Origin of the sequence: Streptomyces venezuelae ATCC 10712 (genome assembly GCF_008639165.1) — a bacterium.
Lineage (GTDB): Bacteria > Actinomycetota > Actinomycetes > Streptomycetales > Streptomycetaceae > Streptomyces > Streptomyces venezuelae.
On record NZ_CP029197.1, the window covers coordinates 5,095,707 to 5,115,849 of the forward strand.

The 20,143-nt window shown below is 72.9% G+C and carries 16 protein-coding genes; 9 read left to right on the forward strand and 7 right to left on the reverse strand.

Features of this window, described 5'->3' with window-relative positions; translation table 11 throughout:
- Positions 1 to 27: 27 nt before the first annotated feature.
- Positions 28 to 747, reverse strand: coding sequence for a DUF6000 family protein (locus DEJ43_RS23735; RefSeq protein ID WP_219995823.1), 720 nt, complete (start codon positions 745 to 747; stop codon positions 28 to 30).
- 41 nt (positions 748 to 788) lie between these two features.
- Positions 789 to 1,925: a pyridoxal-phosphate dependent enzyme gene (locus DEJ43_RS23740; protein WP_015035927.1), complete on the reverse strand. Its 1,137-nt coding sequence runs from the start codon at positions 1,923 to 1,925 to the stop codon at positions 789 to 791.
- A gap of 178 nt (positions 1,926 to 2,103) precedes the next feature.
- On the opposite strand from DEJ43_RS23740, the gene DEJ43_RS23745 reads away from it, so the two are divergent.
- Entirely contained in the window at positions 2,104 to 3,675 is a 1,572-nt protein-coding gene (locus DEJ43_RS23745; RefSeq protein ID WP_015035928.1) for a S8 family peptidase, read from the forward strand.
- A 249-nt stretch (positions 3,676 to 3,924) separates the two neighbouring features.
- A complete protein-coding gene (locus tag DEJ43_RS23750; protein ID WP_071891474.1) occupies positions 3,925 to 5,103 on the forward strand; it encodes a DUF4190 domain-containing protein in 1,179 nt (392 codons plus the stop codon).
- Positions 5,104 to 5,358: 255 nt separating this feature from the next.
- Here DEJ43_RS23750 and DEJ43_RS23755 read toward each other — a convergent pair whose 3' ends face one another.
- On the reverse strand, positions 5,359 to 6,696 hold the full coding sequence (locus DEJ43_RS23755) for a glycoside hydrolase family 18 protein (RefSeq protein ID WP_015035929.1): 1,338 nt from the start codon (positions 6,694 to 6,696) through the stop codon (positions 5,359 to 5,361).
- A gap of 268 nt (positions 6,697 to 6,964) precedes the next feature.
- Here DEJ43_RS23755 and DEJ43_RS23760 point away from each other — a divergent pair, with 268 nt between their 5' ends.
- The 5 genes from DEJ43_RS23760 to DEJ43_RS23780 all read left to right on the forward strand — a co-directional run bounded on the left by DEJ43_RS23760 (position 6,965) and on the right by DEJ43_RS23780 (position 12,383).
- Entirely contained in the window at positions 6,965 to 7,717 is a 753-nt protein-coding gene (locus DEJ43_RS23760) for a GntR family transcriptional regulator (protein ID WP_015035930.1), read from the forward strand.
- Positions 7,718 to 8,414: 697 nt separating this feature from the next.
- Positions 8,415 to 8,594 carry an SPOR domain-containing protein gene (locus DEJ43_RS23765; protein ID WP_015035931.1) on the forward strand — a complete coding sequence of 60 codons (180 nt, stop codon included), beginning with the start codon at positions 8,415 to 8,417 and terminating at the stop codon, positions 8,592 to 8,594.
- 58 nt (positions 8,595 to 8,652) lie between these two features.
- Positions 8,653 to 9,102, forward strand: a complete 450-nt coding sequence (locus tag DEJ43_RS23770; RefSeq protein WP_015035932.1) for a (deoxy)nucleoside triphosphate pyrophosphohydrolase — start codon at positions 8,653 to 8,655, stop codon at positions 9,100 to 9,102.
- 143 nt (positions 9,103 to 9,245) lie between these two features.
- A complete protein-coding gene (locus DEJ43_RS23775) occupies positions 9,246 to 9,668 on the forward strand; it encodes an ATP-binding protein (protein WP_015035933.1) in 423 nt (140 codons plus the stop codon).
- Positions 9,669 to 9,812: 144 nt separating this feature from the next.
- A complete protein-coding gene (locus DEJ43_RS23780; RefSeq protein ID WP_015035934.1) occupies positions 9,813 to 12,383 on the forward strand; it encodes a SpoIIE family protein phosphatase in 2,571 nt (856 codons plus the stop codon).
- 44 nt (positions 12,384 to 12,427) lie between these two features.
- Here DEJ43_RS23780 and DEJ43_RS23785 read toward each other — a convergent pair whose 3' ends face one another.
- Both DEJ43_RS23785 and DEJ43_RS23790 read right to left on the reverse strand, forming a co-directional pair.
- On the reverse strand, positions 12,428 to 13,135 hold the full coding sequence (locus tag DEJ43_RS23785; protein WP_015035935.1) for a PspA/IM30 family protein: 708 nt from the start codon (positions 13,133 to 13,135) through the stop codon (positions 12,428 to 12,430).
- A 53-nt stretch (positions 13,136 to 13,188) separates the two neighbouring features.
- A complete protein-coding gene (locus DEJ43_RS23790; protein ID WP_015035936.1) occupies positions 13,189 to 15,294 on the reverse strand; it encodes a TPM domain-containing protein in 2,106 nt (701 codons plus the stop codon).
- Positions 15,295 to 15,509: 215 nt separating this feature from the next.
- Between DEJ43_RS23790 and DEJ43_RS23795 the strand changes: the two genes are divergently transcribed.
- Both DEJ43_RS23795 and DEJ43_RS23800 read left to right on the forward strand, forming a co-directional pair.
- Positions 15,510 to 16,508, forward strand: coding sequence for a glycoside hydrolase family 18 protein (locus tag DEJ43_RS23795; RefSeq protein WP_015035937.1), 999 nt, complete (start codon positions 15,510 to 15,512; stop codon positions 16,506 to 16,508).
- Between the two features lie 82 nt (positions 16,509 to 16,590).
- Complete coding sequence (locus tag DEJ43_RS23800; RefSeq protein ID WP_015035938.1) at positions 16,591 to 17,484, forward strand: transglutaminase domain-containing protein; 894 nt, start codon at positions 16,591 to 16,593, stop codon at positions 17,482 to 17,484.
- Here DEJ43_RS23800 and DEJ43_RS23805 read toward each other — a convergent pair.
- Positions 17,462 to 18,235, reverse strand: coding sequence for a succinate dehydrogenase/fumarate reductase iron-sulfur subunit (locus tag DEJ43_RS23805; RefSeq protein ID WP_015035939.1), 774 nt, complete (start codon positions 18,233 to 18,235; stop codon positions 17,462 to 17,464). The genes DEJ43_RS23800 and DEJ43_RS23805 overlap by 23 nt on opposite strands.
- Positions 18,232 to 20,142, reverse strand: coding sequence for a fumarate reductase/succinate dehydrogenase flavoprotein subunit (locus DEJ43_RS23810; RefSeq protein ID WP_015035940.1), 1,911 nt, complete (start codon positions 20,140 to 20,142; stop codon positions 18,232 to 18,234). The genes DEJ43_RS23805 and DEJ43_RS23810 overlap by 4 nt, the downstream gene beginning before the upstream one ends.
- Between the last annotated feature and the right edge of the window lies 1 nt (position 20,143).

Here is a 20,143-nt window from a genome sequence, read left to right on the forward strand (position 1 = left end):
TGTGACCGGCTCAGCCGCGTGACCGGCTCAGCGCCAGGTCCAGCCGTCCGCGAAGTCGCACCGGAGGTCCGTCCAGTGGCGCTGGGCCTCCGGGGTCCAGTACGGGTCGCCGTGGAGGTGGGGCAGCGCGTCGACCCACTCGTCCCAGAGGCCGCCGGGCGCCGTGAAGCGCTCGGCGTACGAGGTGCCGAGTCCGGCGTCGAGCCGGAGCAGGGCGCCGAGGACCGGGGCCTGGTCGTAACGGAGTTCCGTACGGGGCAGGTACCGGTCCAGGTAGGCGGCGAGGAGTTCGGCGTCCGCGCGGGTGCCGAGGCGGGCGAGGGCGAAGGCGTAGCCCGCGCCGGCGAAGCAGACCTCGCCGGCCAGGAGGAGCTCGCCGATCCGGTCCCGGAAGGACGCCCGGCGGTCCACCCCGATCAGCCAGGCGGCCGTGAACCGCGACCGCCACTCGTAGGCGAGCAGCGCGTCCAGTTCCGCGTCGGTGATCGCCGCCGCGTCCTCGATGACGAGGCGGGCGAAGCGGTGGCGCGGCGGCTGGTCGGGCCGGAGGTACCGGCCGCCCTTGAGCTCCATGTAGCGGGGCCGGCCCTCGTCCCGCACGGTCACGTACCGCTCGACGACGTGGGGGTGGTCGCCCTCGCGCGGATCGCGCAGGACGACCCGCCCCACGGCGCCCGCCGAGTGGGCCGCCACGCCGGTGACGACACGGTCGCCCCCGCTGCTCCGGGCCTGCTCGTCGCTCGTCATGGGCACAGTCTCCCGGTTCGTCAGGGGCGCCGTCTCCCCGTTCAGGGGGCCAGGCCCGTCTTCGCCCCCGCCCCGCACAGGGGCACCACCGTGAGGCCGGGGCGCGGTGCGGCCGCCTGGACCGCCGCCCAGCAGGCCACGCCGGTGGATTCGACGAAGAGGCCGCGTCGGGCGAGGTCCCGTTGGGCGGCCCGGATCCGGTCCTCCGGCACCGTCAGGAACGTGCCGCCGGTGGCCCGTACGGCCCGGAGGATCTGGTGGGCGCGGGGCGGGGCCGGGATGGCGATGCCCTCGGCGAGGGTGGGGCGGGCGGGGGCGGGGGCGCCCAGTTCGTCGGCGCCGGCGTGGAAGGCGGCGGCCAGCGGGGAGACGGCTTCGGCCTGGACCGCGACGAGCGTGGGCCGGTTGTCGGTGAGCCCGTGGCGGTGCAGTTCGTCGAGGGCGAGGGCGGCGCCGAGGAGCAGGGTGCCGTTGCCGACCGGGACGACGATCGTGTCGGGGAGGCGGCCGCCGAGTTCCTCCCAGAGCTCGTAGACGTAGGTCTTGGTGCCGTGCAGGAAGTACGGGTTGTACACGTGCGAGGCGTAGAAGGTGCCGGGTTCGTCGGCGGCCGCGCGGGCGGCGCGGGCCGTGGCCTCGCGGTCTCCTGGCACTTCGACGACCTGGGCGCCGTGGGCCCGGATCTGTGCCAGCTTCTTGGGGGAGGTGCCCTCGGGGACGTAGACGAGGGTGTCGAGTCCGGCCCGCGCGCCGTACGCGGCGACGGCGGTGCCCGCGTTGCCGCTGCTGTCGGCGACGATCCGGCGGAGGCGGCCGGCCCGGGCGAGGCGGAGGGCGTGGGCGGCGAGCATGACGGCGCCGCGGTCCTTGAAGGACAGGGTCGGCATGAGGAAGTCGAGTTTGGCGGAAACCGATCCCTCGGCGTCTTCCGCCAGGGGGACGAGGGGCGTGCGGCCCTCTCCGAGCGTCACCTCCGCCGCGTACGGCATCGGCGGCAGCGCCTCCTCGTAACGCCACAATGAATTTCGCCGTGACGCGAGTGACGCGAGGGAAACCGGTTCACTCGCGAACTCCAGGTCCCAGGGGCCACGGCAGTGGGGACAACACCAGGTGAGCGCGTCCGTGGGCGACTGGGCCCGGCAGCGGGGGCACACGTAGACGGTCATGAAGATCAGCATGTCAGCTGTGTGGCGCGGGTGTTGCGGGCCGTCGGCAACCCTTGTGAGATTCCTATGGATCAGCCAATCTTTCGCTCGGCAGCCGGATGTTCGAGACGGCGTGGAGCCTCCACGTCGCCTTGTCATGTCCCTGCCGTACCCCCACAGCAGCGCACCACCAATGAGGAGGACCCCTCACATGTCAGTGATGCGTGGATCACGGCGCCGAACCGCCACCGCCGCGGCCGTCGCCGTCGCCGCCCTCACCCTCGGCTCCCTCTCCACCCTCCCGGCCGCCGCCGCACCGGCCGCCCCGGAAGGCGTCATCGGGAACGCCGGAGCCGAAGGCACGATCGCGGGCAGCTACATCGTCACCCTCGACGAGTCGGCGCAGGCGGAGACCGCCAAGGGCCGGGCCGTAGCGGCCAAGTTCGGCGCGAAGATCAAGCGGACCTACACCTCGGCCGTCAACGGCTACGCCGTCGAACTCTCCGAGGCCCAGGCGAAGAAGCTCGCGGCCGACCCCGCCGTGACCTCCGTCGTCCAGAACCGCGTCTTCCACGTCGACGGCACGCAGCCCTCCCCGCCCTCCTGGGGTCTGGACCGGATCGACCAGAAGGCCCTTCCGCTGAACCAGAGCTACACCTACCCCGACACCGCGGGCCAGGGCGTGACGGCGTACATCATCGACACCGGCGTACGCATCACCCACAGCGACTTCGGCGGCCGCGCCTCCTACGGCTACGACGCCATCGACAACGACAACACCGCCCAGGACGGCCACGGCCACGGCACCCACGTCGCCGGCACGGTCGCGGGCACCTCGTACGGCGTCGCCAAGAAGGCGAAGATCGTCGGCGTCCGCGTCCTCGACAACTCCGGCTCCGGCACGACCGAGCAGGTCGTCGCGGGCATCGACTGGGTCACGCGGAACGCCGTGAAGCCGGCCGTCGCCAACATGAGCCTCGGCGGTGGCGTCGACACCGTCCTCGACGCAGCCGTCCGCAACTCGATCGCCTCCGGCGTCACGTACGCGGTCGCGGCCGGCAACGACAGCTCCAACGCCTCCAACTACTCGCCGGCGCGCGTCACCGAGGCCATCACCGTCGGCTCCACGACCAACACCGACGCCCGCTCCAGCTTCTCCAACTACGGCACGGTCCTGGACATCTTCGCCCCGGGCTCCTCCATCACCTCGTCCTGGAACACCAGCGACTCCGCCACCAACACCATCTCCGGTACGTCGATGGCGACCCCGCACGTCGCGGGCGCCGCGGCCGTCTACCTCGCCGGCAACCCGACGGCCACCCCGGCGCAGGTCTCCACGGCCCTCACCACCGCCGCCACCCCGAACGTCGTCACCAACCCGGGCTCCGGCTCCCCGAACCGGCTGCTCTACGTCGGCGGCGGCACCACCACCCCGCCCGGCCCGAAGTTCGAGAACACCGCCGACTACGCCATCGCCGACAACGCGACCGTCGAGTCCCCGGTCACCGTCAGCGGCGTCAGCGGCAACGCCCCCGCCGCCCTCCAGGTCCCGGTGAACATCGTCCACACCTACATCGGTGACCTCCAGATCCAGCTGATCGCCCCCGACGGCTCGGCGTACACGCTGAAGGCCTTCGGCACCGGCGGCAGCTCGGACAACATCAACACCACGTACAGCGTGAACGCCTCCTCGGAGGTCGCCAACGGCACGTGGAAGCTCCGCGTCACGGACAACGCGAACGCCGACACCGGCAAGATCGACTCCTGGGCCCTGCAGTTCTGAGGCCCTGACCCCGCCGGAGCGTGAACAGTGAGGGGCGGCCGCCTTCGGGCGACCGCCCCTTCCGTCTGCCCGCGTGCGCCGGAGGCGGGAAGTTCACCTCGCGTGCGTGGAAGTCGGCCGCGCGTGCGCCGGAGGCGGCCCGGCGTGCGCCGGAGGCGGCCCGCGTGCGTCGGGTGTCCGCCTCGCCACGTACGATGCGCGACCGATCGTTTGTTCGCGTCGCACGCCCCCAACAGGAGCACCGTACCCGTGGAGCCGAACCAGCCGCCCCCGCCGCCTCCGTCCCCCGAGGGAGGGCCGCAGCAGGGGGCGTGGCCCGCCCCGGGGCCGTACACCTCCCCGGGCATCCCGTACGCGGCCGGCCCCTACCCCGGGGCGCCCGGCGGGCCCGGCGGGCCGGGAGCCGGGCCGTACGGGCAGCCGCGGCGCACCACCAACGGTCTGGCCATCGGCTCCCTCGTCGCCGGCGTCGTCTGCTGCCTGCCGCCGCTCGGGCTGATCCTCGGCCTCATCGCCCTCCCGCAGATCAGGAAGCGCGAACAGGCGGGCAAGGGGCTCGCCGTCGCCGGCATCCTCCTCTCCGCCCTCAGCTGCCTGCTCCTCGTGATCGGCATCGCGACCGGCAGCTTCACGTCGGCCTGGAGCGGCTTCAAGAAGGGCGTGGACGAGGCGTCCCGGTCGAAGTCGGCGTTCTCCCTGAGGACCGGTCAGTGCTTCAGCGTCGACGGCGAACTCGAGGAGTACACGACGGACGTCGACATCGTCGACTGCGCCCGTCCGCACGGGGGCGAGGTGACCGGCGGCTTCAAGGTCACCGGCTTCGACGCGTGGCCGGGCGAGGGCGCGATCGACAAGATCGCCGTGAAGCGCTGTGAAGCGATCAACACCGCGTACGCGATGGACACCTGGGCCGTCCCCAGCGACGCGGGGCTCTTCTACTACCTGCCGAGCAAGCAGAGCTGGCGGGCCGGTGACCGCACGGTGACCTGCGCGTTCGCCAGCGAGAAGCGGCCCTTCAGCGGGTCCGTGCGCTCCGACGCGAGCACCCTCGACGCCCACCAGATGTACTTCCTGAAGACGGTCAACCCGATCGAGACGGTCATGTACCGCGAGCCGGACGACGACCCCGACGAGGACTTCGCCGCGAACAAGGCGTGGGCCATGGAGCAGCTCTCGACGATCAACGCGGCGTACGCCGGGCTCGGGCGGCACACCTGGCCCGCCGCCGCCGACGACGAGCTCACCGCCCTCCGCAAGGAGCTCGGAGTCTGCTCGAAGGAGTGGCTCAAGCTGGCCACGGCCGCCGACGCGGAGGCCTACTGGAAGGCGTACGACACGGCCTGGGAGTCCGTTCCCGACAGCGCGGCCGCCCGGACCGCGCTCGGCCTGACCGGCACCGCCCCGGAAGGCCCGGGCACCTCGGCCTGAGCCGCTGCCCGAGTCTCCGTCCGGGCAGGGTTACGTGGACGGGGCCGGGGCTCCCGAGGGAGGCCCGGCCCCGTCGGGTGCGGACCGGGCGGTGGGCCGGTCGGCGGCGGCCCGTGACCAGCCGCCGCTCCCCGGGCCACCGCGAGCGGCGGGGCCGGTCCGCGGTCCAGGGGCCCCGGACGCCGCGAGGGGAAGCGGCGGCCGGGGCGGGTGCGGGCGTGCCGGGTGCCGTCGACGGCCACCGGCGCGCCGGTCTCAGCGGCGGGTCAGGCCGCGGTCGATGGCGGTGATCAGCTCGCCGTCCGGGGTGTCCCCGTCCAGGGACCAGACCATCGCGCCGCCGAGCCCGTTCTGCCGGACGTAGGACGCCTTGGTGCGCAGCACGGTCGGGTCGTCGTACGTCCACAGGTTGGTGCCGTCGAAGAGCCAGGCGTGCCCGTTCCGGTAACCCCGGTACAGCTTGTACGTCCCCGAATCCGCCAGCTTCTTCAGGTACTTGTAGTCCTCCGAGCCCGCCACCCAGGTCGCCGGGGCGGGGCCGGTCGCCGGCTGGCCGAGGCCGTCGCCGCCGCCGGAGACGCCCGTCCAGCCCTGGCCGTAGAACGGCATGCCGACCACCAGCTTGTGGGCGGGGGCGCCGCGCCGCAGCCAGGCCTTGACCGTCTGGTCGACGCTGAAGTCGTCCTTGGCGAAGAGCGCGGACTGCTGGGCCGTCGCCTTCTCGCCGGAGACGTGGAAGTCGTAGCCCTGGAGGTTCACGAAGTCGAAGTCCCGCATGATCTTGGCGACTTCGAAGCCCGCGTCGATCTTGGCGGGCGCGGTCGGCACGTACGCGCTGAGTTCGTAGTGCTTGCGCTGCGCCTTCGGCAGCGAGCGGCCGTAGGCGTCGAGCTGGGTGCGGAACTCCCGTACCAGCTTGGTGAAGTTGGGCTTGTCCTCGGGGCGGATCACGTTCCCGGGGGCGCCGTCCGAGCCGGGCCACTCCCAGTCCAGGTCCACGCCGTCGAAGAGCCCGGCGGCCGCCCCGGCGCCGCCGCGGGCGCCGTCGACGGGCAGGTTGCCCTTGATGTACGTGTCGATGCAGGAGGCGACGAGGGTCTTGCGTCCTGCGTCGGTGCGCACCGCGTCGGAGAAGTGCGCCGAGCCGCTCCAACCGCCCAGCGAGATCATCACCTTGAGGCCCGGGTTCTTGGCCTTGAGCTCGCGCAGTTCGTTGAAGTTTCCGGCCAGCCGCTGGTCGGCGGTGTCACCCACGCCGTCCACCGAGGTGGCGGCGTCGACGGGGCGCACGTAGTCGGCCCAGGGGTCGGAGCCGGGCGCGTTGCCCATGAGGCACTTGCCGTCCGGGCCGACCACGCCGAAGGCGTAGTTGATGTGGCTGAGCTTGGCGGCCGTGCCGCTCGTCTCCAGGTCCTTGACCTGGAAGTTCCTTCCGTAGATGCCCCATTGGGTGAAGTAGCCGATCCGCTTCAGCTCGGGCTTGTGCCCGGAGGGCTGGTGCGCGTCGGCGGTGGGGGCCAGGGTGGCGAGGAGACCGAGAGTGGCCGCGGCGGCCGCACCGAAGGTCAGCTTGGTCATGGCTCTGGGACGCATGGGCTCGTTCCTGTGCGAGGCGGGAGGGCGCGTGCGGTGGAGCGTGCGATGGAGCGTGCACCGAGGAACGTATTGGTCTGTACCAATGAGGTCAAGGGGTGCGGGCATGCGGATCGAGGGGTGCGACGCGGCCTAGTCGGGGTGACCGTGGGTAGCAAGAGGTGTGATCTCGGTGTCATCACTTCGAGTGAAACTTTGGCCCATGCTTGCGGATCGCGACCGAGGGTTGCCACGCTGTAGCTGTAAGTCAACCTGAGGGGAGTGTCCAGTGACGTTCGGTGAGCAGCCCGCCTATCTCCGCGTGGCGAGCGATCTGCGGGAGAAGATCGCGAACGGCTCGCTTCCGCCGCATACCCGACTCCCCTCGCAGGCGCGCATCCGCGAGGAGTACGGGGTGTCGGACACCGTCGCGCTGGAAGCCCGCAAGGTGCTCATGGCCGAAGGGCTCGTGGAGGGGCGCTCGGGCTCCGGCACCTATGTGCGGGAGCGTCCGGTGCCCCGCCGGATCGCCCGCTCCGGGTACCGCCCGGCGTCCGGCGCCAGCTCCTTCCGGCAGGAGCAGGCCGCCGAAGGGGCCCGCGGCACCTGGGAGTCGCGCAGCGAGCAGGAGCCGGCGAGCGCCGAAGTGGCCGAGCGGCTCGGCATCGAGCCGGGGGAGCGCGTGATGCGCACGCGGTACGTGTACCGGGACGGGGGCGAGCCCATGATGGTCGCCACCTCCTGGGAGCCGCTCGCCGTCACCGGCAGGACGCCGGTCATGCTGCCCGAGGAGGGGCCGCTGGGCGGCTGCGGAGTCGTCGAGCGGATGGCGGCCATCGACGTGGTCGTGGACAACGTGGTGGAGGAGGTCGGGGCCCGGCCGGGCCTCGCCGAGGAACTCCTGGCGCTCGGCGGCGTTCCCGGCCACGTGGTGATGGTCGTGGAGCGGACGTACTACGCCTCGGGCCGCGCCGTAGAGACGGCCGACGTAGTGGTCCCCGCCGACCGCTACCGCCTCACGTACCACCTCCCCGTCCGCTGACCCACCGCACTCCCGCCTCCCGTCCGACCTGCCGGCCGGCCACTGCCTCCCGCCCAACTTGCCGGCCCGCCACTGCCTCCCGCCCAACCTGCCGGCCGGCCATGGCCGCTCGTCCGGCCTGCCTGCCCCTGCCTCCCGTCAGGCCTGTCGGCCCGCCATCGCCCCCTGTCCCGCCTGCGCCGTCCACTGCCGCCTTTTGTGCCCCCTTCCGGTCCGCCGAAGTGGCCTCTGACGGACGCCGCGCCAGCCGCTGCGGCCGCGTCGCTCAAGGCGTCGGCGTCCGCCGTTCCGAGCGGCTCAGGCTCGGCCGCTACCCCGGCCCTCCGGCCCTCGGCGCCGTGAACGGGCCGGTGTCGGGCCCCGCGCTGGCGGGGGGCCCGCTGCCTGAATTGGGGCCGCAGGGCCCCGTCGGTGCGGGGTGGGCCCGTGCCGGCTCCCGGGTCGCGCGCGTCGACGCGCGCGTCGGCGGCGGTGCCGGCCGGGCCGGCGTCCGTACCGATGTTCGCGCCGCCCGTGCGCCCCGCGGCGCCCCGAGGCGTGGGCCTTCGGCCTCCCTTCGTCGGTTCCCGGCCGATCCGTATCTCTTTGTGTAAATCCGTATCCGCTGTGTGAAGGTCAGGCGTAAGCTCCGGCATATGCGCATTGCGGTTTCCCGGAGATCCTTAGCGGCCACCGGACCGGCGGAGGGAGAAGCCTGATGACCGAGAGCGGCCCCGTGCTCGCCTGGCTCGTCATTCGGCAGGACGACAACGGCAACCGCTACCGGGTGGGGCGGTACGCGACCAAGGACGAAGCCCAGAAGATCGCCGACAGCCTCGACGACCGCGGCCACAAGCAGCTCTACTCGGTCGAGCGCATCGGCAGCCCCGCCCTCTGACCCCGTCGGCCGTGCCGGCCCCGGCGGTCGGCCGCACCGCCGGGCTACGCTCGCGCCCATGACGGAACGCACCACCGAACCCGCCGCGCCCCACGAACCCGTCGTGGTCGTCGTCGCGGGCGCCCTGTACGACGGGGGGAGGCTGCTCGCCGCGCGCCGCAGCGCCCCCGTCGAGCTCGCCGGCCGCTGGGAACTGCCCGGCGGCAAGCTCGAACCGGGCGAGAGCCCCGAAGCGGCCCTGGTCCGCGAACTGCGGGAGGAACTCGGCGTCGACGTCGAGCCCGGCGAGCGCATCCCCGGCGAGTGGCCGCTGAAGCCCGGATACGTCCTGCGGGTGTGGACCGCCCGGCTGCTCTCCGGGGAGCCGCGCCCCCTTGAGGACCACGACGAGCTGCGCTGGCTCTCCCGATCCGAGCTCGACTCGGTCGACTGGCTCGACCAGGACCGCCCCGCCGTGGCCGAGGCCGCGCGGTGGCTCCCGGCGCCCGACGCCGGGGCGCGCGACTGAGTCTCTACGCCGTTCGTGCCACCGTGCGCCCGCTGCTGCGCCCAGCGCGATATCCCGCCCCATATTTCGGGTATGTCCAGATTGACCCGTTGAAAGAGGACGTGGGCCTTCCTGCTGACGCACGGCTGGGGAAGTGATCGGGTGTGATCGACACCGACGGCGACCGCGTGGAGTGGCACTTCCCCGCGGAGGCGAACGCCGTGCGCACGGCCCGGCACGCCGTGCGCGAGACCCTGCGGGCCTGGGAGCTCGACTCGACCCTCGGCGATGTGACCGTCCTGCTGGTCAGCGAGCTGGTGACCAACTCCCTGCGGTACGCCTCCGGGCCCATCGGGGTCCGGCTCGTCCGCCCCCGGCGCGACGGCGCCGACCCCGCCCACCCGCCCGCGCTGCTCGTGGAGGTTTCCGATCCGCTTCCGGATCCGCCGACCGAGCGGGTCCCGGGACCCGAGGACGAGGGAGGCCGCGGGCTCGGTCTCGTGGCCTGTTCCGCCCGCCGCTGGGGAACCCGTAAGGGAAGGGCAGGCAAAACCGTATGGTTCGAGCTGGCTCTCCCTGGTGAGTAAACAGGGTGGGACAACGATCACCGGTACCCGGCGCGAAGCGACCGAGACCACCCTGTGATCGTGAACGTCGTGCCGTCGGGGCCTGCCGTATTGAATACTGCGGGCATGGCCGGTCCGGTGCGGTGAGCTGGAGGGGACGGTCGCGTGAGCGAGATACCTGAGAAGGCGAGTGGCGGCGTCGTGTGGCAGAGCAGCCCGCCCGGCTCCATCTATGACTACATCCGGGTGGCGTCCTTCTCCATCGGGCCCGACGGGCTCGTCGAGCAGTGGAGCCGACGCGCCGTGGACCTCTTCGGGGTCACCGCGGAGGAAGCGCGGGGCAAGGACCCCGTCGAGGCCTTCATGCCCGCCGACCTGCGCGAGCGGGGCCACCGGCGGGTCAGGGAGATCCTCGACGGCAAGGAGTGGACAGGCCTCGTCCCCTTCCGGATGCCCGGCGAGGACCGGCCCCACGGCATCGCCGAGATGTACGTCATGCCGAGCGAGACCCAGACCGGGGAGCGGGCCGCGCTCTGCATCGTCGTGGACGTGCGCGCCCTCCGCCGCATCGAGACAGACCTTGCCGCCTCCCAGGCGATATTCGGCCAATCCCCCTTCGGCTTTCTCCTCTTCGGCACGGACCTCACCGTGAAGCGCGCCAACCGGCGCTTCGCCACCGTCTTCGGCGGCTCCGCCGACGACCACCGCGGCCGGACCGTGCACGACTACCTCAACCGGCCCGAGGCCGACCGGATGACCGCCGCGCTGAAGAGCGTCCTGGAAACCGGCGAGTCCGTCACCGACTTCGAGATAGTCGGCGCCGCGCCCGGCGCCCGGGACCGCCGCCACTGGTCCATCAACCTCTACCGGGTGCACAGCGGCTCCGGCCGCCCCATCGGCGTCGCCGGCCTCGGCATCGACGTCACCCGCCGGCACAACGCCGCAAGGGAAGCCGCCAGCGCCCGCCGCAACCTCGCCCTCCTCAACGAGGCCGGAGCCCGCATCGGCAACTCCCTCGACCTGGAGGCCACCGCCCGCGAACTCCTCGACGTCGCCGTCCCTGGCTTCTGCGACCTGGCTTCCGTCGACCTCTACCAGGGCCTGCTCACCGGCGACGAGGCACCGCCAGGCCGGTGGGGAAGCTCCCACGACATCGGCTACGGGGCCGGCAGCGCCGAACTCCGCAGGGTCGCCGTCGCCAGCGCCGTCTCCGACACGCCGCTCAGAACGGACGAGGGCCACGGCCCCGGCAGCGGCTGTTGCGGACCCGAACCCATCGAGGTCGGGGCCGTCCACCGCTACTCCTTCAACTCGCCCTGCGCCGGGGCCCTGCGCACCGGCCGGCTGCGGACCGTGCCCGGCGCCGACGGCGACCTCGTCCAGACCACCCTCGTCGTCCCGATGGTCGCCCACGACACCGTCGTCGGCCTCGTGCAGTTCTCCCGCGCCAAGGGCAGCGAGTCCTTCGGGGAGCGCGACCGGGCCCTCGCCGTCGAACTCGCCGCCCGCGCCGCCGTCTGCATCGACAACGCCCGGCTGTACCGACGCGAGCACGAGCGGGCCCTCATCCTCCAGCGCAGCCTGCTCCCGCCCGGCGACCCCGAGGCCGCCGGACTCGACATCGCCTGCCGCTACCTTCCCGGCACCGCCGCCACGGAGGTCGGCGGCGACTGGTTCGACGTCATCGAACTTCCCGGCCACCGCACCGCCCTCGTCATCGGGGACGTCATGGGCCGGGGCCTGCGCGCCGCCGTCGCCATGGGCGAACTGCGCACCGCCGTCCGCACCCTCGCCCAGCTCGACCTGGAGCCGGCCGAGGTCCTCTCCCACCTCGACGAGATCGCCCGCGGCCTGGGCGCCCCCATCGGCGCCCAGCAGTCCCGGAGCCACAAGTCCCGCGGCCCCGAACTCTCCGAGGTCTACCTCGCCACCTGCGTCTACGCGGTCTACGACCCGGTCACCCGCCGCTGCACCTTCGCCAACGCCGGGCACCTGCCGCCGGTGCTCGTCGAACCCGGCGAGGAGGCCCTGCTCCTCGACGTACCCCCCGGGATGCCGCTCGGGGTCGGCGGCGAACCCTTCGAGGAGGTCGAGGTCGAACTCCCCGAGGGCGCCCTGCTCGCCCTCTACACCGACGGGCTCGTCGAGTCCCGCGACCATCCCCTCGACGAGGGCCTGAGCGCCTTCCGGCGCGCCCTCACCGACCCGGCCCGCCCCCTGGAGGACGTCTGCGACCGGGTCCTGAACAGCCTGGACACCGAGCACGGCGAGGACGACATCGCCCTCCTCATGGCCAGGATCCAGGGGCTCCCCAGCGAGTCGGTCGGCGACTGGCGGCTGCCCAGGGAACCCCGCTCGGTCGGCCGGGCCCGCGAGCTCGCCCGCACCCAGCTCAAGGCCTGGGACCTGGAACCACTCGTCGACACCGTCGAACTCCTCGTCAGTGAACTCGTCACCAACGCGCTCCGCTACGGCGAGGGGGAGATCCGGCTGCGGCTGCTTCGCGACCGCACCCTCGTCTGCGAGGTCTGGGACTCCGGCCTCGTCCAGCCGAGGCGCCGCCGGGCCAAGGACACCGACGAGGGCGGCCGCGGCCTCCAGCTCGTCGGGCTGCTCAGCTCCTCCTGGGGCTCGCGCCGCACCCCGCGCGGCAAGACCGTCTGGTTCGAACTGGCCCTGCCGGACGGCGAAGGGGCGGCGGAACCCACGGTGGAACAGCTCCTCAGCATGTTCTGACCGGCGCCGGCCCCACGCGGCCGCGCGCCGGAACCAGGACAGGATCAGCGCTTGAGCGCCGCCAGCCGGGCCTCGATCTCGGCGCTGTCGCCCAGCGCGTCCAGCTGCTCGAACTGGGCGTCCAGCGAGGAGGCGGCCAGCTCCTGCTTGCCCATCGCCCGCGCCTCCTCCCGGCGCACCTTGTCCTCGAACCGGGCCAGATCGCTGGTCGGGTCGAGCACGTCGATGTTCTTCACGGCGTCCAGCATCGTGTTCTGCGCCTGCGCCGACCTGGCGCGGGCCACCAGCTCGTCGCGCTTCGCCTGGAGCTCGCCCAGCTTCGCCTTCATCTGGTCCAGGCCGGTCCTGAGCTTCAGCACCACCTCGGACTGGGCCGCGATCGTCGGCTCCGCCGTCCGCGCCTCCTTCTCCGACTGGAGCTGGCGGCCGAGCGCCACCTTCGCCAGGTTGTCGAAGCGGTCCGCCTCCGCCGTCTGCCCGCCGGCCCGCAGTTCGTCCGCCTTCCGGCTGGCGGCCAGCGCCTTGTCGCCCCACTCCCGCGCCGCCGCCACGTCCTCCTGGTGGTCCTGCTCCATCAGCCGGAGGTTTCCGATGGTCGTCGCCACCGCCTCCTCCGCCTCCGCGATGTTGTTCGCGTAGTCGCGGATGAGCTGGTCCAGCATCTTCTGCGGATCCTCCGCCTGGTCCAGCAGCGCGTTGATGTTGGCCTTGGCCAGCTGGGTGACCCGGCCGAGGATGGTCTGCTTGCTCATGGCTCTTCTCCTTGAGAGGGACAGAAAGGGGGAGGGCGCGGACCGCGCCGCCCTCAGAAACGGCCTCCGCCGCCCAGCCGGCCGCGCGTGCCGCTGCCACCGAAGCTGCCGGGCCCGCCGCCGAAACCTCCGCCCCCGAAACCCCCGCCCGAACCTCCACCGAACCCCCCATGTCCGCCTCCCCTTCCCCCGCCGAACAGTCCGCCGAGGATGATGCCGCCGAGCACGGCCCCGCCGAGCCCGCCACCTCCTCCGCCCACTCCTGATACACCGCCCATGCCGTTCGGGTTCCCATACGTCCGCACGTCCTGTTCGGCGAGGTCCTGGGCGCGCCGGGCGAGGGCGTCCGCCTGCTGGGCCTCCGCGAGGGCGGTCTGCGGGTCGCCGGCCTCCGCGAGCGCACGCGCCTTCTCCCAGCGGCGCCCGGCCTCCGCCAGGCGCGTCCGGGCCTCGCTGCCCACCGCGCCCCGGTGCGTGGTGATGTAGTCCGAGGCCGCCCCGATCGCCGAGCGGGCCGTCAGCATCGCCTGGTCGAGGAGCGCGCGGGCGCGCCGGCTGCCCGACTCGCGCTCCCGCGCGCCCTCCAGTGCCTCGTCGAGCGCCGCGTCGGCCTCCTCGATCCTGCGCAGGGTGTCGATCGGGTCGTACCGTCCCGCGGCCATGACCCGCCGCACCTCGGCGAGCACCGACTCGGCGCGTGCGATCCGGCCCTGGAGGTCGGCCGTGGACACCCCCTCCGTGGTCCCGCGCAGCAGGCCGCGGGCGTCCGCGAGGTCCGCGTCGGTCTCCGAGACCGCCCCGGGCAGTTGGCCGACGGCCTCGGCGAGTTCCTGCGCCCGCCGGTCCACGGCGTCGATCAGCCGGCCCGCCTGGTCCACGGCGCCCTCGGCCGCCCGGATGTGGACGGCGGCCCCGCCGTTGTCACCGGCGTCGATCTGCTGGCGTGCCTGGTTGACGTGGGTCGTCGCGAAGACGAGCCGGTCCTTGGCCTGTTCGACGTCGCCCGCGACGGGCGCGGCGGCCGACTCCGCGTACCGCTCGCGCATCGCGGTCAGGGTGGCCTCCGCCGTGCCCACCCGCCCGGTCTGCTCCCGGAAGGCGGCCTCGACCGAGGCGAGGGCCTCGGGCGCGGTCCGCTCCAGGGCCCGCAGCCGGTCGAAGTCCTCGCTCTCGGCGTCCAGGCGGGCGTCCGCCTCGGCGCAGCGGCGCAGGATCTCCTCCAGCATGTTCCGCCGGGTCGCGTCGTCCTCGGGGAAGGCGTCGTCGAGCTTCTGCCGCAGCCGGAACGAGGCGGTCAGCTGCTCCTCGGCGAAGGCGACGGCCTCGGTGAAGGGGCGTACGGCCTCGTCACCGAACTGGGCGGTGGCGAAGCCGAGTTCCTCCTGACTGGTGCGGACGGCGTCGTCGGTGGCGACCAGCGACCGGCGGGCCTGTCCGTCGAGTTCTTCGAGGGTGGGCTGCGCGGGGGCCTTCGGGGCGCCCCAGCCCTGGCCGCCCTGCGGCGTGGTGCGGGTCTCGGTCCGCCGGCGCCGCTTGGTGTACGCGTAGGCGGCGACGGCCCCGGCGCCGCCGACGAGGACCACGGGCAGGACGAGGTCGGTCGCCGAGGCGCCGTCGTCGGTCGCGCCGCCCGGGTCGGCGGGGCCGGGGGTGATGGCGGGGGCGGGGACGGGCTGACCGGCGAGGACGGCGCGGTATCCGTCGGCCGCGCCGATCGCGGCGCCCGCCCAGTCGTTCTGCCGCAGCGCCGGTTCGATCGCGGTCTGGGCCACGTCGTCGAGCTGGGCCTGGGTGAGGCGCGAGGCCGGGTCGGCGGTGTAGCCGTACTGGCGGTCGTGGGTGGCGACGGCGAGCAGGACGTCGTCGAGCCCCAGGCCGTTGCGCTCGGCCGTGGCGTCCGCCCAGGCCTGGCCGGTGCGGCCGGAGAAGTCGCGTACGTAGACGACGAAGAGCTGGACGCGGCGATCGTCGTAGAGCCGGTCGAGGGCCTGGACCACGGAGGCACGGCGGTCGCCGAGGGCGTCCACCCGGTCGGTGATCTGGCCGTCGCGGGACAGGACGACGGGGTCGTCGGCATGGGCACCGTGTACGGCGGGCACGAGGAGCCACCACGCCGCCACGAGTACCGCGAGGAGGGCTCGGGTGGCTGTTCGCGTCACAAAAAGGAGGCTATGTCCGTGTATGCGGCTTCGCGACCGGGAGATCGGGCTGATATCCGGTCGATCGTTCCTCGGAATTTCCGATGATCGGTCCGGACGGAAACCGTTCTCCACAGGCCGACGTCACTGTCGGTAGTCACCGCTACGGTGTGAAGCGGTGGGATCAGTGACACGACGACTCTTGGGGGGCTCGGGTGAGTGGACGGCTGAGGGGAATGTGGCGACGGGGGCGCTGGTGGGTGCTCGGTCTCGTCCTCCTGCTCGTGGTGCCCCCGCTGTTCGGCGCGCTCGCACTGCGCGTCAGCTACGCGGGTGACCTCAGGGACGACGCGAGGACCCGGAGCAAGGACGCCGTGTGGCTCGGCCACGCCTGGGTCGACGGACGGAAGAAGGACGCCGACCTGACCGCCTTCGCGGCGCGGATCAAGGGCACGGGCATCCGCGACCTGTACGTCCACGCCGGACCGCTGGAGCACGACGGAACCCTGCCCGCCGCCCGGTATCCCCGCGCGAAGTGGTTCATCGACGCGGTGCACCGCACGATGCCGGGGATACGGGTGCAGGCCTGGCTCGGCGACGTCCTCGCCACCGAGGGGCCGAACGGACTGCACCTGGAGAAGGCCGAGTCTCGCGCGGCCGTGGTCACCTCGGCCCGGCAGATCCTCGACACCGGCTTCGACGGGGTCCACTTCGACCTGGAGCCGCTGCTCTCGGACGACGCCGACTACCTCTCCCTCCTCGACGACCTCGGGAAGGTCACCCGGCCGAGAAAGGCACAGCTCTCGATCGCCGCGCACCAGATAGACCCGCTGCCGGGCCTGCACACGGTGAACGGCGCGCTGAGCGGCAGCGAGAAGTGGTGGTCGCAGGAGTTCTTCGGCCAGGTCGCCCGGCGGGTCGACCAGATCGCCGTCATGTCGTACGACACCTGGATGCCGCTGGAGAGCCTCTACGGCGGGTACGTCGCCCAGCAGACGAGCCTCGCCCTCGAAGTGACCCCGGAGACGACCGACCTGCTGATGGGGCTCCCCTTCTTCCACGAGGACGACCTCGGCCACCACGAGAACGCGGAGACCGTCGAGGCCGCCGTCCGGGGCGTCAGACTCGGCCTCGGGCGCACCGACCCCGGCCGCGAGCGGTTCGGCGTCGCGCTGTACGTCGACTTCGCCGCGGAGGAGGGCGACTGGGCGGCCTACCGCGCCGGCTGGCACTGACCCCCGCGCACCGGGGGAGGAGGGGCAGGAGGAGGATGGAGCCCTCGGCGCCGTCCGGCGCCGCGCACCGGGGGAGTACGCCATGACCAGCCGTCTCTTGATGCCCGTCCGACCCTTCCGGACCACCGGCCCGGGCCGTGCCCGGACCGCCCCGACGGTCGGTACCGCCCCGACGGCCGGTACCGCCCCGACTGCGGAGGCCGCCGGGGCGACCAGGGCCACGGCGATCCTCGACCTGGCGCACCCCCGGGTCGTCGCGTTCGTGGGGCGGGTACGGCGGGCGGCGGACGAGCGGGGCGCGACGACCGACCTCGACCGGCTCCGGACCGCCCACGGGATCATCGCCGCCACGGTGCGGCCGGTGTACTCCGTGGAGGACCTGCGCCGGGTGTCGCGGACGCTGCGGCTCGGGCGCGGCTCGTGCAGTCAGCGGATGGCGGTCCTGGAGGCGGTGGCCCGGTCGATCGGCGTGCCCACCCGGGTGCGGGGCCTTCTCGTGGACGGCGCCTTCTGGTACCCGCGCTTCCCGAAGCTGCGCCCCTTCGTGCCCGAGGAGGTGCTGCTCGCGTGGCCCGAGTTCCTGCTCGACGGCACGTGGGTCCCGATCGCGGAGCTCTTCGCGGACGCGCAGCCGGCCGCACCCGTGTCCAGGGCGGGCGCCTTCACCAACTCCGGTGCGGAGACCCTGTTCGAGGCCGTGGCACGGACCGGCGTCGACTGGGACGCCCCGGCCGCGTGCGCCGGAGCGGCGCCGTGCGACCTCTCCGCCCACCTGCGGACGGACCTGGGCCGCTTCACCTCCCGCGACGAGCTCTTCGCCCGGCACGGTCAGACGCTCTGCCTCCCCGCCCGTACCCTCGCCGAACCGCTCCTCGGCCGCTGGAACGCGGGCGCCGGCGCGGACCCCGATGCCCACCCCGGCGCCGATCCCGAGACCGCCCCGGACCCCGGCGCTACGGCGTCCTCCGCCGCCTGATCGTGTTGCCCAGCCACACGAGCGGGTCGTACTTCCGGTCCACGACCCGCTCCTTCAGCGGGATCAGGGCGTTGTCGGTGATGCGGATGGACTCCGGGCACACCTCCGTACAGCACTTGGTGATGTTGCAGTAGCCGAGGCCGTGTTCCTCCTGTGCCGACCGCCGCCGGTCGATCCCGGCCTCCTCCGCCGCGTCCAGCGGGTGCATGTCGAGCTCGGCGACCCGCATGAGGAAACGGGGCCCGGCGAAGGCCGCCTTGTTCTCCTCGTGGTCGCGGACGACATGGCAGGTGTCCTGGCACAGGAAGCACTCGATGCACTTGCGGAACTCCTGCGAGCGCTCGACGTCCTCCCGCCGCATCCGGTACTCGCCGGGTGCCACCCCGGCGGGCGGCACGAACGCCGGGACCTCCCTGGCCTTCGCGTAGTTGAAGGACACGTCGGTCACCAGGTCGCGCACGACGGGGAAGGCCCGCATCGGGGTCACGGTGATCACCTCGTCCCGGGCGAACACCGACATCCGGGTCATGCAGAGCAGCCGCGGCCGGCCGTTGATCTCGGCCGAGCACGAGCCGCACTTGCCCGCCTTGCAGTTCCAGCGCACCGCGAGGTCCGGCGCCTGGGTGGCCTGCAGCCGGTGCACGACGTCGAGGACGACCTCGCCGTCGTGGACCTCCACGGTGTAGTCGGTGAGGGCGCCGCCGTCGGTGTCCCCCCGCCACACCCGGAACCGCGCGTCGTACGTGCTCATGCGCCGAGACCCCCTTCCAGGCCTTCCAGCTCGCTCGGGGCGAGGTACTTGGCGAGCTCCTCCGGCTCGAACAGGGCGAGCAGGTCGGGCCGTACGGGTTCGGTGCGGGTCCGTTCCAGGGCGATGCCGTCGCCGTCGGTGCGGCAGAGCAGGTTCACCGGGCGCCAGGCGCGGTCCATGGCGGGATAGTCCTCGCGGGTGTGTCCGCCGCGGGACTCGGTGCGTTCCAGGGCGGCGCGGGCCACGCATTCGCCGACGAGGAGCATGTTCCGCAGGTCGAGGGCGAGGTGCCAGCCGGGGTTGAACTGCCGATGGCCCTCGACCGCGATCCGCCGGGACCTGGCCCGCAGGGCGGCGATCCGTTCCAGGGCCTCGGCCATCTCGCCCTCCCGCCGGATGATCCCGACGAGGTTGTTCATGGTCTGCTGGAGTTCCTGGTGGAGGGTGTACGGATTCTCCGGGGCGCCCTCGCCGTCGCCGGGGCCGTCGAACGGAGCGAGGGCCTCCGCCGCCGCGGCCTCGATCTGGGCGGCCACGACCCCGCCGCCGGCCCCCGACAGCGCGTACCGCGCGGCGTGCAGCCCCGCTCGTCTGCCGAAGACCAGCAGGTCGGAGAGGGAGTTCCCGCCGAGCCGGTTGGAGCCGTGCATGCCGCCGGCGACCTCGCCGGCGGCGAAGAGCCCCGGCACGCCGACCGTCGCCGCCGTCTCCGAGTCGACGGCGACGCCGCCCATCACGTAGTGGCAGGTGGGTCCGACCTCCATCGCCTCCGCCGTGATGTCGACGTCGGCCAGTTCCTTGAACTGGTGGTACATCGAGGGCAGCCGGCGCCGGATGGCCTCGGCCGGCATGCGGGTCGACACGTCGAGGAACACCCCGCCGTGCGGGGAGCCGCGTCCCGCCTTCACCTCGGAGTTGATGGCCCGGGCGACCTCGTCGCGCGGCAGCAGCTCGGGCGGGCGGCGGTTGTGGTCGGGGTCCTCGTACCAGCGGTCGCCCTCCTCCTCGGTCTCCGCGTACTTCTCCTTGAAGACGTCGGGGACGTAGTCGAACATGAAGCGCCGGCCCTCGGAGTTCCGCAGGACCCCGCCGTCGCCGCGGACGGACTCGGTGACGAGGATGCCCTTCACCGACGGCGGCCAGACCATGCCGGTCGGGTGGAACTGCACGAACTCCATGTTCACCAGCGGCGCTCCGGCGAGCAGGGCGAGCGCGTGGCCGTCGCCGGTGTACTCCCAGGAGTTCGAGGTCACCTTGAAGGACTTGCCGATGCCGCCGGTGGCGAGGACGACGGCGGGGGCCTCGAGGACGAGGAAGCGGCCGCTCTCCCGCTCGTAGCAGAAGACCCCGGAGACCCCGCCGTCCGCGTCCTTGAGGACGCGGGTGACGGTGAACTCCTGGAAGACCTTGAGGCGGGCCTCGTGGTCGCCGGTCTCGCGGTGGTCCTCCTGCTGGAGGCCGACGGACTTCTGCTGGAGGGTGCGGAGCAGTTCGAGGCCGGTCCGGTCGCCGACGTGGGCGAGCCGCGGGTACTCGTGGCCGCCGAAGTTCCGCTGCGAGATCCGGCCGTCGGGGGTGCGGTCGAAGAGCGCGCCCCAGGTCTCCAGCTCCCAGACCCGCTCGGGGGCCTCCTGGGCGTGCAGCTCGGCCATCCGCCACTGGTTGAGGAACTTCCCGCCGCGCATGGTGTCGCGGAAGTGGGTCTTCCAGTCGTCCTGCGGGTGGACGTTGGCCATGGAGGCGGCGATGCCGCCCTCGGCCATCACGGTGTGCGCCTTGCCGAACAGGGACTTGCAGATCACGGCCGTACGGGCGCCCGCGCGGCGTGCTTCGATCGCGGCCCGCAGTCCGGCGCCGCCCGCGCCGACCACGACCACGTCCCACTGCTCTCGCTCGACGTGCGTCATC